12 protein-coding genes are annotated in these 11,497 nt (G+C 66.5%); 7 read left to right on the top strand and 5 right to left on the bottom strand.

Annotated elements, in window-relative coordinates; all coding sequences use genetic code 11:
• Positions 1 to 18: 18 nt before the first annotated feature.
• Entirely contained in the window at positions 19 to 159 is a 141-nt protein-coding gene (locus AC1MEQ_RS14640; RefSeq protein ID WP_479791698.1) for a methionine/alanine import family NSS transporter small subunit, read from the bottom strand.
• Positions 156 to 1,742 (bottom strand): sodium-dependent transporter, encoded by a 1,587-nt coding sequence (locus tag AC1MEQ_RS14635; RefSeq protein ID WP_479791697.1) that lies wholly within the window; start codon positions 1,740 to 1,742, stop codon positions 156 to 158. The genes AC1MEQ_RS14640 and AC1MEQ_RS14635 overlap by 4 nt, the downstream gene beginning before the upstream one ends.
• Before the next feature lie 122 nt (positions 1,743 to 1,864).
• Here AC1MEQ_RS14635 and AC1MEQ_RS14630 point away from each other — a divergent pair, with 122 nt between their 5' ends.
• The 3 genes from AC1MEQ_RS14630 to AC1MEQ_RS14620 are packed head-to-tail and all read left to right on the top strand — an operon-like array spanning position 1,865 to position 4,225.
• The gene (locus tag AC1MEQ_RS14630) at positions 1,865 to 3,274 is read left to right on the top strand and encodes a PucR family transcriptional regulator (protein ID WP_479791696.1); all 1,410 of its coding nucleotides are present in this window, start codon (positions 1,865 to 1,867) and stop codon (positions 3,272 to 3,274) included.
• A 25-nt stretch (positions 3,275 to 3,299) separates the two neighbouring features.
• Positions 3,300 to 3,734, top strand: a complete 435-nt coding sequence (locus tag AC1MEQ_RS14625) for a hypothetical protein (protein WP_479791695.1) — start codon at positions 3,300 to 3,302, stop codon at positions 3,732 to 3,734.
• A 5-nt stretch (positions 3,735 to 3,739) separates the two neighbouring features.
• Positions 3,740 to 4,225: an HIT family protein gene (locus tag AC1MEQ_RS14620; RefSeq protein ID WP_479791694.1), complete on the top strand. Its 486-nt coding sequence runs from the start codon at positions 3,740 to 3,742 to the stop codon at positions 4,223 to 4,225.
• Between the two features lie 16 nt (positions 4,226 to 4,241).
• On the opposite strand, the gene AC1MEQ_RS14615 is transcribed toward AC1MEQ_RS14620, so the two are convergent.
• Genes AC1MEQ_RS14615 through AC1MEQ_RS14605 form a run of 3 tightly spaced genes read right to left on the bottom strand, consistent with a single transcriptional unit; the run spans position 4,242 to position 7,473 of the window.
• On the bottom strand, positions 4,242 to 5,339 hold the full coding sequence (locus tag AC1MEQ_RS14615; RefSeq protein WP_479791693.1) for a polyprenyl synthetase family protein: 1,098 nt from the start codon (positions 5,337 to 5,339) through the stop codon (positions 4,242 to 4,244).
• A complete protein-coding gene (locus AC1MEQ_RS14610; protein ID WP_479791692.1) occupies positions 5,332 to 6,675 on the bottom strand; it encodes a geranylgeranyl reductase family protein in 1,344 nt (447 codons plus the stop codon). Before AC1MEQ_RS14610 ends, AC1MEQ_RS14615 begins: the two co-directional genes overlap by 8 nt.
• Positions 6,676 to 6,696: 21 nt before the next feature.
• Entirely contained in the window at positions 6,697 to 7,473 is a 777-nt protein-coding gene (locus tag AC1MEQ_RS14605) for a demethylmenaquinone methyltransferase (protein ID WP_479791691.1), read from the bottom strand.
• 71 nt (positions 7,474 to 7,544) lie between these two features.
• On the opposite strand from AC1MEQ_RS14605, the gene AC1MEQ_RS14600 reads away from it, so the two are divergent.
• The 4 genes from AC1MEQ_RS14600 (at position 7,545) to AC1MEQ_RS14585 (ending at position 11,467) form a co-directional block, all read left to right on the top strand.
• Positions 7,545 to 8,900: an isochorismate synthase gene (locus tag AC1MEQ_RS14600; protein WP_479791690.1), complete on the top strand. Its 1,356-nt coding sequence runs from the start codon at positions 7,545 to 7,547 to the stop codon at positions 8,898 to 8,900.
• A 139-nt stretch (positions 8,901 to 9,039) separates the two neighbouring features.
• Positions 9,040 to 9,849: a basic amino acid ABC transporter substrate-binding protein gene (locus AC1MEQ_RS14595; RefSeq protein ID WP_479791689.1), complete on the top strand. Its 810-nt coding sequence runs from the start codon at positions 9,040 to 9,042 to the stop codon at positions 9,847 to 9,849.
• Positions 9,850 to 9,917: 68 nt separating this feature from the next.
• On the top strand, positions 9,918 to 10,706 hold the full coding sequence (locus tag AC1MEQ_RS14590) for an amino acid ABC transporter permease (RefSeq protein ID WP_479791688.1): 789 nt from the start codon (positions 9,918 to 9,920) through the stop codon (positions 10,704 to 10,706).
• Between the two features lie 5 nt (positions 10,707 to 10,711).
• The gene (locus AC1MEQ_RS14585) at positions 10,712 to 11,467 is read left to right on the top strand and encodes an amino acid ABC transporter ATP-binding protein (RefSeq protein WP_479791687.1); all 756 of its coding nucleotides are present in this window, start codon (positions 10,712 to 10,714) and stop codon (positions 11,465 to 11,467) included.
• Positions 11,468 to 11,497 lie beyond the last annotated feature (30 nt).

The following is an 11,497-nucleotide window of genomic DNA, read 5'->3' as shown; positions in this document are numbered from 1 at the left end:
GGTGGGCCTTGGCCCGGGCTAGGCGTCTTGGGTGACGACCTCGGGCAGTTCGTCCTCCGGCTCCTCCGGATGGCGGGACAGGTTGACCAGGGCCAGGGCCAGGCCGCCCCAGACGGTCAGGATGGCGATGATCATCATGGTGATCGCGACGGGTGTCATCGGATTGCCCCTTCTTCGGCATCTTCGGCCGCTTTGACGGCGTCGTACTCGGGATCGTGGTTGGCCTTGGAGTTCCGGCTCCAAGGAATGAACGTGAGGATGATGGCCACCACCACCAGGGCTCCGGCCATGCCCCAGCCGAAGACCCCGAGGAACCAGACGGGATACCCCTCGTAGGGTGTCTGGATCTTGGTGATGAATTCGTTGATCAACATGTAGCCCAAGGCCACCGGGGCGACCACGGCAACGAGGACCATCCAGACGTTCTTCATCTTGATGCTCGCGAACCGGTTCAGGTGCCGCGAGAGCAGCGGCAGCTTGCGCAGGAACCAGGCCACGACAACGACGGCCACGAGGGCGCCGAGCATGATGCCGAAGCTGTTCACGAACGCGTCGAAGGTATCGAGGAGGTACAGCCCGGTGGTGGTCGGGAAGAGCACGATCGAGATCAGGCCGACGGGGACCGAGACGGCCAGTGCCGACTTCACCCGGGGCCAGCCCATCTTGTCCTGGATGGCCGCGACTATGACTTCCAGGATGGAGATCAGCGAGGTGATGCCGGCGAAGACCAGCGACCCGAAGAAGAGCACCCCGAGCAGAGCGCCGACCGGGGCCTGGGACACGATGGTCGGGAAGGCCACGAAGGCCAATCCTATGCCGGCGTCAACCACTTCGGTGATGTCCCCACCGGAAGCCTGGGCCATGAAGCCCAGGGCGGCAAAGACACCGATGCCGGCGAGGATCTCGAAGGCCGAGTTCGCGAACCCGACAACCATGCCGGATCCGGTCAAGTCGGTCTTGCGCTTGAGGTAGGAGGAGTAGGTGATCATGATGCCGAACGCCACGGACAACGAGAAGAAGATGTGCCCATACGCGGCCGCCCAGACGCCCGGGTCGCCGAGGGCTTCCCAGTTCGGGGTGAAGAACGCGTTCAGTCCCTCGGCGGCACCCGGCAGGAAGAGCGAGGCCACGACCAGCAGGATGAACATGACGACCAGCAGCGGCAGGAACACGGCGTTGGCACGCGAGATGCCCTTGTTCACTCCCGCGACCATGATGGCGATGACGACGATCCACGTCACCAGGAGGGGCCAGAAGACGCCCGAGACGTAGTCGAAGCCCAGTGTCGGCGTCTCGGCGACCTGCAGGAAATCACCCATCAGGAAGTCCCCGGGCTTGTCGCCCCAGGCCTTCGTGAAGGAGAAGTAGGTGTACATGGCGGCCCAGGCGATGATCACCGCGTAGTAGATGGCGATGATGAAGCAGACCAGGACCTGCCACCAGCCCAAGGGCTCGGCTGCACGGTGCATGCGGCGGTAGGCCAATGGCGCGGAGCCACGGAACTTGTGCCCGACCGAGTAGTCCAGGAACAACAGCGGGATGCCGGCCGTCAACAGGGCGCAGAGGTAGGGGATCAGGAAGGCCCCGCCACCATTGTCGTAGGCAACATAGGGGAAACGCCAGATGTTTCCCAGCCCGACGGCGGATCCGATCGCGGAGAGGATGAACAATTTTCGGGATGAGAAGGTTTCCCGTTTAAGGGTCGAGGCTGTCGCGGCCCCGCCCTGCGGTGGAGTGGTCATGCCCTATACCGTAGACGGCTGTTGAACACGTCACAAAGACCGCTCGCGGCGCGTTCGTCACTTCATCCAACCCTGGCGACATCCATGGGGCCGATGCACAGCCGCTAGGTAGAATGCCTTCCATGGCGATGACGCTTGCCGGACTACTGGCTACTCCTTCCCTGCGGCTCACCGCACTGACCGATCCCGCTGACGCGGGAGAGGCACCTATCTCGTGGGCGGCGGTGACGGAGTTGGCCGATCCCACGCCGTTCCTGGCCGGTGGCGAGGTGCTGCTGACCACGGGCGTACGGCAGAAGACCGTGGCCGCCCAGACCGGATTCGTGGACCATGCCATCCGGGCCGGCGTGCTGGCCCTGGGCTACGGCACCGGGTTGACGCATGCCAAGGTGCCCGCCGCCGTCATCCGCCGGGCGGGCGAGGTTGGGCTCCCCTTGTTTGAGGTGCCCTACGAGACCCCGTTCGTGGCCATCACGCGGATCGTGGCCGAAGAGCTCGCCGCGGACAACGTGGCACGGATGGAACGCCTGCTCAAGGGGCACCAGCGGCTCGCATCGGCCCTGCTGGGCGGCGGGGGTTTGCATGGGTTGCTGCGTGAACTGGCCGCGCAGTTGCAGCGTCCGGTGTCGTTGAGCCAGTACGGGGCACGAATCCACGGACCCGCCCCGGCCGCCGAGGGGTGGCTGACCGTCCCCATTGCCACCGGCCTGCAGGACCGCTGCACGCTCTTCGTGGAGGGGGCCGGCACCGGAGGCGGGCTGGTTGAGTATGCCCAGTCGCTGATCAGCGTCGAATTGGCGAACCGCGCCCGGCTGCGCGAATCGCGGCGCACGGTCAGCGGCCAGGTCCTGACGGACCTGACCCGCGGGGTCATCGAGGGGCAGGACGCGGCATTGCGCCTGCAATCGGTGGGGATCTCCCCGAACGCCGCACACACGATCCTGCTGATTGACCCGGTCGGGCCCACGTCGAGGTCGATTCCCACGCTGCCGCTGCCGCCCGGCCGGGAGAAATGCGTTTCGGCCATGGTCGAGGACCGGCTCGCCGTGGTCCTGGACGCCGGGGACGGCGAATCCGCCGCGTCCGACTTCGCGGCCTATCTCTCGGGGGCGGGGGTGCCGGCCCGGGTCTCCTACGGGGGTTCTTACTCCCAGGTCACCGGACTGCGCTGGAGTTATTTTGAGGCGGTCGAAGCCTTGCGCCACGGAGGACTGGTCAACCACCCGTCGAGGATTTCGCTGACCTCGTTGCTGTTGGCAGCCCACGACGTGCCGTTGCAGGCGCTGGCGGCAGAGGCCCTGGAGCCACTGGCGGACTTCGACGCGGCGCACGGCGCCGAACTCATGGTGACGCTGCGGCGGTTCCTGGAACTCAACGGCAGCGTGGGAACGGTCGCGGAGGATCTCGGGCTACACCGCAACACGGTGCGCTACCGCCTGCAACAGATCGCCGATTTGAGCGGGTTCGACCCCTCGAACACCCCTGACCGGGTCCAGTTGTGGCTGGCCCTGTCGGCGCGCGACGTTTACTGACGCCGGGGACGGATAGTATTTAGGCATGGCTGAAATGTTCGTGGAGAAGTTCCGATCCCTGATCCCCAAATACCTTGATGACCAGTGGGTTTCCGAGGACGGGCTCACCCCCCAAGAGCTCCGCGAGCAGCTTGAGGACGCGCGGGTCGACATCCCGCAGGTTCTCGGGGAGTTCTACCTTGCCATCGGCGCCTGCGATGACCTGATGGAGGCCTACTACTTCTTCTTCGACCCCGACGAACTCGAAGTCGAAGACGGCTACCTGCTGTTCATGGAAGACGAAGACGAGCAATACGTCTGGGGCATCCGCGAGGATCAGCTGAACATCCCCGACCCCATCGTCCATCGGCGGCGCAACGACCGCGGAACCTGGGAAAGCGAAGAGGGGACCTTCAGCGAGTACGTACTCGACATGTTCGAGTGGGTCTTCGAGGAGCTGGAACCCGAACTGGAGGACTAGCCCAGATGCCGGCCGTTCCCTACCTGAGGCATGAGCCGCCGGGCTACGAATGCCCCTTCTGCGAGCTCCTGGCGGATGGGCCGTTGTCCGCCGGGAACCTCTGCGCTCCGACCGACCTCGTCCACCGCGACCGGCTGGTGGCCGTCATCATGGCCTGTGATGGCTTCGGCAACTACGGCGGGCACGCCATGGTGATCCCCACCGCGCACCTGGAGTCGCTCTACGACCTGGATGACGAGGTCGCCGCGGCCATCATGATCACGACCCGCAGGGTCGCCCTGGCCATGAAGTTGGCCTGGGATCCGGAGGGCACCTCGACCCGGCAACACAACGAGCCGGCCGGCAATCAGCACGTCTGGCACTACCACCAGCACGTCTTCCCGCGCTATGCGGACGACGACCTCTACCGCCAGCTGCGGCACCGCGTTCCTGTCGAGGTCCGGGCGCACAAGGCCCGCGAGCTGGCTGCGGCCTTGGAACGGCTGGGCTGACCAGCTGCCCGCCCGGCTAGTTCTCGCGGGTGACGACGGCGTGGGCGAAAGCGGCCAGGGACGACTTCACGGGGCCCTCGGGCAAGGGCGCCAGGGCCTCGATGGCGTCGGCGGACCATTGGCGGGCCACTGCCCACGACTGCTGGGTGACCGGGTGATCGGCCAGGGCGGCCACGGTGCGGGCCAGATCCTGATCGGAGGACAGGTCCCCATCCACCAGAGCCAGCACCTCGGTGGCCGAGGTGTCGCCTACCGCCGCAGCCTGGCGCAGCAGCAGGACCGGGAGCGTCGGAACGCCCTCGCGCAGATCGGTTCCCGGGGTCTTGCCCGAGCTCACCTGGGCACCGGTGACGTCGATGACGTCGTCGGCCAGCTGGAACGCCACCCCCACCTTTTCGCCGTAGTCACGCATCACGTCGACGTGTTCGGGTGATCCCCCGAACAGCGCGCCGAAGACGCCCGAGGTGGAAATCAGCGACGCCGTCTTGTCGGCGATCACGTTGAGGTAATGGGCTACGGGGTCCTCCCCGTCCCGGGGCCCGACGGTCTCGTGCAGCTGCCCGAGGCACAGCCGCTCGAAGGTGCGGGCTTGGATTTCGACGGCGTCCACGCCGAGTTCGGCACCGATGACCGATGCACGGGCGAAGATCAGGTCGCCGGTTAGGATCGCCGTGGAATTGCCCCACACCTCATGCGCCGTGGGTGCACCACGGCGGTAGGGAGCCGAATCCATGACGTCGTCGTGGTAGAGCGTGGCCAGATGCGTCAGTTCGACGATGGCTGCGGCCTTGATGACCTCGGGGGTGACCCCGTCAGCCAGCAGGGCCGTGAGGATGACCAGCAGGGGACGGACCCGCTTGCCGCCGGCCTCCACGAGATGGCGGCTGGTGGCGTCGATGAGTGGATCGGAATTCGCAACAGCGGCACGCAACACCTTCTCGACCTTTGCCATGCCCTGTGAAATGGCCGGCCCGAATTCGGGGTCCTCGGCGACGGCCCGGAAGCCGGGAGGCAGGTTGATGCCGGCGGCGAGGGCCGAGGTTTCCGCGAACAGGTCAACGGATTCCGGCACGCCGTGGCCGGCGGTCGTCCAGTTGGTCGGGGAATCATTCACGGTTCTGGGACCTGCTTGTCATCGGGGTGGATCGTTTCTCGGGTCGCGCCCGGGGTGGCCGGCGGTTATCCGTGGGAGGTGCCAGCCGTTCCAGCACATGGATCACTCTATCCTCAAACCCCCGGCCGCCGTCGTCCGTGAGGTTGGCGAGCATCCGCACGACGAACCGCATGAGGACCGGGGTGCTCATGCCGGTGCGCAGGGCGAGCTTCATCACCTGCGGATTGCCGATCAGCCGGGCAAAGACGCGCCCCAGCGTGAAGTGGCTGCCCCACGCCTGACGCACCATGTCCGGATAGGAGGCCAGCAGCGCCTCCCGTGAACCCGGCGTCGTGCCGTGCAGGCCGGAGCGGGCGTCGAGGATGATCTCGGCGGCCATGCGCGCGGACTCCATGGCATAGCTGATGCCCTCGCCGTTGAAGGGCGAAACCATGCCACCGGAGTCGCCGAGCAGCATGAGCCCGGGGGTGTAGTGCGGTGTCCGGTTGAAGCCCATGGGCAGTGCGGCCCCGCGGATGGGGCCGACCTGGTTTTCCTCGCTGAAGCCCCATTCGCCGGGCATGGCGGCCGTCCAGTCGCGCAGCACCTGGCGGTAGTCGAGCTTGCCGAACTCGCGCGTGGAGTTCAGGATGCCCAACCCGACGTTCGAGGTCCCGTCCCCGACGCCGAACACCCAGCCGTAGCCGGGCAGCGGGCGGCCGGCCTTGTCGGGGAGCTCCAGCCAGCCTTCCATCCAGTCGTCGTCGTGCCGCGGCGAGGTGAAATAGGTCCGGTAGGCCACGCCGAGCGGGCGGTCGTCGCGCTTGTGCAGTCCGGCGCTGACTGCGGTGCGGGTCGAGTTCCCGTCGGCGGCGAGGACGATGTCGGCGCGGAATTCGCGGGTCTCCCCGGTCTTGCGGCCGCGTTCGTCCAGGATGTTCGCCAGGGCACCGACGACCCGCCCGGTGGTGTCCCGGACAACGTCGGTGACCGCATGTCGTTCGAGCAAACGGGCGCCGTCGGACTGGGCGTGCCGGGCCAGGGTCTCGTCGAAGCCCTCACGGGTGCGGATCAACCCGTAGTCCGGGAAGTCGCCGAGTTCTGGCCAGGGGATCTCCATCGAACGTCCGCCGGCGACCAGCCGCAACCCCTGGTTGCGGCGCCAGATCCCGGTATCGGCATGGTCCACCCCCAGGCGCGCGAGTTCTCGGACGGCGCGCGGCGTCAGGGCGTCGCCGCAGACCTTCTCACGGGGAAAGGCCGTCTTCTCCAGGACGGTGACCTCGACCCCGGCGCGGGCCAGGTAGCTGGCGGCGGTCGAGCCGGCGGGACCGGCCCCGACGATCAGTACAGACACGTGATTCCCTGTCGGTGGCGGCTAGAGCGTCGGCCGGGAGGCCCGGTGGCGCAGGTACTCGGAGGCCTTCGCCTGGCGCTCCGCGGCCGTGGCGGAATCGCCGTCCAGTGGCTTGGTGGCGCGGTGGACCGCGACGATGCCGCCCGAGAGGTTGCGGTACCGGCACGACTCCCAGCCGGCCTGCGCGATCCAGCCGGCCAGCCCGTCCTGGTTCGGCCAGGCGCGGATGGATTCGGCCAGGTAGACGTAGGCGGCCGGGTTGGAGGCTACCTTGCGGGCAATGGGCGGCAATGCGCGCATCAGGTACTCGGTGTAGACGGTGCGCCACGGGGCGAAGGTGGGGTGGGAGAACTCGCAGACCACCACGGTGCCGCCCGGCTTCGTCACGCGCAGCATCTCGGCGAGGGCTTGATGGGGGTCACCGACATTGCGCAGCCCGAAGCTGATGGTCGTGGCATCGAAGCTCTCGTCCGCGAAGGGCAGGTTGGTGGCATCCCCGGCCACGAAGTCGATGTCGGGGCGGCGGCGCTTGCCCACGCGCAGCATGCCCAGCGAGAAGTCGCAGGCCACGACCTCGATGCCGGCGTCGGCGTAGGGCTCGGACGACGTGCCGGTACCCGCGGCCAGGTCGAGCACCCGCTGGCCGGGTTCCGCACCCACGGCGTCGACCACGATCTTGCGCCAGAGGCGCGTCTGGCCCATCGAGAGGATGTCGTTGACGAGGTCGTAGCGGGGCGCGACGTCGTCAAACATGGCTTGGACTTCTTCGGGACGCTTTTCCAGCGATGCACGGCTCACCCACCCAGTGTCTCAAAGTTCGACGCGAGGGCGAAAAACCGCGCCGTGGCCGCGGGTAGGCTGGTGCCATCATGAACATTGACCTTCCCGGCTCCACCGTGCCGAAAAGCGGTGCGCCGGCGGCGGTGGCCTTCCCCGTCCCCATGCTGCGGAGCATCACCTTTTCCCGGTCCGCCTTACAGGACAGCGGCTTCCTGGACCTGCTGGTGCGCGACGATGCCCTCGTCTGGGGCCGCCGGGGCGAGGGTCTCGTGGGTTTCGGCGAGGTGGCACGCTTCACCGCCGAGGGTCCAGACCGCTTCGCCACCCTGCGCCGCTGGTGGTCCGGCGTCGCCGCCGATGCCGCGGTGGACGACGGCGTGGGCCTGCCCGGCACCGGCCCGATCGCCTTCTCCGCGATCGCCTTCTCGGCCACCAGTTCCTATGCCTCCCGGCTGGTCGTCCCGCAGCTGGTCGTCGGCCGCTCGGGCGACTCCGGCTGGATCACGCTGACCACCGATGACCCGGACGCCGACCTCAGCGCCGCGGCTGCCGAGCGGCTGCTCGCCGATCTCCTCGAGGACCCCTCCCCCGAACGCGATCTGGTCCCCGGCGAAGACCGGCTGGTCCCGGGGCAGGTCTCCGAACGGCAGTATGAGGATTCCGTCCGCGCGGGGGTCCGGTCCATCGAGTCCGGCGACCTGACCAAACTCGTGCTGGCACGCGACGCGGTGGCCGAGCTGGGGGCCGATATCGCGGTGTCCCAGGTCCTGCGCGAGCTGGCCCTGCGCTATGCCGACTGCTGGACGTATTCGGTGGACGGCCTCATCGGGTCCACCCCCGAAATGCTGGTCAAGGTCACCGGCGACACGGCGCGGGCCCGCGTCCTGGCCGGCACCCTGGACCGCGCCACGGCTCCGGCCGGGGACGAGGGCTACGCGGCACGCATGCTCTCGGGCAGCGAAAAGCAACGCCATGAACACCGTCTGGCCATCGATTCGCTGACCGCCGAGCTGGGCCCGCTGGTCAGCGGGATGACCGCCCCCGAGGAGCCGTTCGTCCTCGAGCTGCCCAACGTCTGGCATCTGGCCTCCGACGTCGAGGCTCAGTTGCGCGTGCACGACGACGGCACCTCGCCCTCCGCACTGGACCTCGCCGAGGTGCTCCACCCCACGGCAGCGGTTTGCGGCACCCCGACGGCGGTGGCCGACGAGCTCATCCTCCAGCTGGAGGGCATGGACCGGGGCCCGTATGCGGGCCCGGTCGGCTGGGTGGACACCTCTGGCAACGGGGAATTCGGCATTGCGTTGCGGGGCGGCGTGGTCGAATCCCCCACCCGTGTGCGCCTGTATGCCGGATGCGGAATCGTGGCCGCCTCCGACCCGGCCGCCGAGTTGGCCGAATCCTGGGCCAAGATGCGACCCATGCGCGAGGCCCTCAACTTGTAAAGTTTTTGTCACCCGCAGCACTTGTTTACTTGCAAAACACTCCTGTAGCCTGTGATGAACATCTCATCCCGGGATTTTCCGGTCTAGAATGTCAATTCCGACGCGGAAGTCCGTCGGATCACTCGAGAAGGAAACATTGATGCGGATTCACTCCACCTTCACCAAGGCCCTGGCCGTTTCGGCCGTCACCCTGATGTCCCTGACGGCTTGCGGCGGCTCCGACAGCGGGGCGGCCAGCTCCGGTTCCGCTGGCGGCAACGACCTGGGCCTTGTCCAGGCGGGCACGTTGACGGTCTGCTCGGATATCCCCTACAAGCCCTTCGAATACGAGGAAGGTGGGAAATACACCGGCTTCGACATGGACCTGGTGGGAGCCATGGCCGATTCGATGGGCCTGAAGCTCCAGGTCAAGGACGTGGGCTTCGACGGATTGCAGTCCGGCGTCGTCTTGGCCGCCGGACAGTGCGACATGGGCGCGAGCGCCATGACCATCACCGAGGACCGCAAGAAGAAGCTCGGCTTCACCGACGGCTACTACGACTCCGAGCAGTCGCTGCTGGTTCCGGCGGGATCGGACATCAAGTCGATCGAGGACCTCGCCGGCAAGACCGTGGGAGTCCAGCAGGGCACCACGGGAGAGAAGTACACCCGCGAGCACGTCCCGTCCGACACCAAGGTCAAGGCCTATCCCTCGGATGCCGAATTGTTCCCGGCGGTGCAGTCCCGGGGCGTGGACGCGGTGCTCCAGGACCTCCCCGTCAACCTTGAACACACCCAGGGTGGCAAGTTCGAAATCGTCGCGAAGTACAAGACCGACGAACAGTACGGCTTCGCGGTCAAGAAGGAGGGCACCGAGGCCCTGTTGAAGGAACTTGATGCCAAGCTCGCTGAACTGAAGGACAACGGCAAGTACCAGGAAATCTACGACAAGTACTTCTCCACGAAGTAGTCCAGGCGGGTTCGCCCCGGGGAATTTCCCCGGGGCGAACCCCTGACACCGTCCGGAAGGCCACACCGTTGAAACCCTCCACTCGTAGGCGCCTCTTCCGGGGCAGCCTCTACGTCATCTTTGTCGTCGCCGTCGCGGCCCTGCTCTTCTTTGCGGACTGGAAGACCATCAAGTTCAATTTCTTCGACGTCGAGATCGCCAAACAACTTTTCCCTGAAATCATCATCACGGCGACCAAGAACACCATCATCTATACGGCCATCGCATTCGCCGGGGGTCTGCTGCTAGGGCTGTTGATGGCCCTGATGAAATTGTCTCCGGTAGCCCCCTACCGCTGGCTAGCCACGGGCTACATCGAGCTCTTTCGCGGGCTGCCCGCGTTGTTGGTCATCTTCGGCTTTGCCTTCGCCGTCCCCCTCGCCTTCGCCTCGTGGGACCCGCCAGGAGGTAGCGCAGGCGGCGGCTTGATCGGATTGATCCTGGTATCCGGTGCCTACATCGCCGAAACCATCCGCGCAGGTATCCAGGCCGTTCCGGCAGGGCAACGCGAAGCCGCCCGCTCTCTGGGCATGGCACCGGGCTGGACCATGATCTCCGTGGTCCTGCCTCAGGCGTTCCGCATCATCACCCCTCCCCTGACCAACGAACTGGTGATCATCATCAAGGACACGTCGCTGCTGTTCATCGCGGGCATGGCCCTCGGGGACCGGGAGCTGACCACGTTCGCACGCGACTCACTTTCGCAAATGGGCAACTCGACGCCGCTGATCATTGCCGGCCTGATGTATTTGGTCATCACCCTGCCACTGACCCAACTCGTGGCCAAGCTCGAACGCCACCAAAACAGAGGACGGTAACGATCATGAGTGCGGTAATTCCTGATCAGGGTCGCCCGGCCATCGAGGTCCGCGGCCTGCACAAGAGCTTCGGCGACAAGGAAGTCCTCACCGGCATCGACTTCCATGTCGGCCAGGGCGAGGTGGTCTGCGTGATCGGCCCCTCCGGGTCGGGCAAATCGACGCTACTGCGTTGCGTCAACCGGCTCGAGGAGCCCACCCAGGGAACGATTCTCGTCGAGGGAATCGACATCACCGATCCGGAGACTGACCTGGACAAGGTCCGGACCCGGATCGGGATGGTCTTCCAGCAGTTCAACCTCTTCCCCCACCTGAACGTCCTGGACAACCTGGTCCTGGCCCAGCGTCGTGCCAAGAAGCGCGGCAAGGCAGAGGCACGTAAGATCGCGCAGGGAAACCTGGAAAAGGTCGGGCTCGGCGACCGCGGGGATGCCTTCCCCGCGCAGCTCTCGGGTGGCCAGCAGCAGCGGGTCGCCATCGCCCGTGCCCTGTCGATGGACCCCGACATGATGCTCTTCGACGAGCCGACCTCAGCCCTGGACCCCGAACTCGTGGGCGACGTCCTGGCCGTCATGCGCCGACTCGCCGACGAGGGCATGACCATGATGGTCGTGACCCACGAGATGGGCTTCGCCCGTGAAGTCGGTGACCGGGTGGTGTTCATGGACGGCGGAGTCGTCGTCGAACAAGGCAAGCCGGACGACGTGCTGGGGAACCCGCAGCACGAACGCACCCAGCTGTTCCTTTCGAAGGTCCTCTGACCCGCGGGGAGCCTGGCTTCGACCGAGTGG

This window comes from Arthrobacter sp. ASL1 (assembly GCF_056680475.1).
Note: the sequence above shows the minus strand (reverse complement) of the source record. Positions and strands in the feature narration are given on the sequence as shown.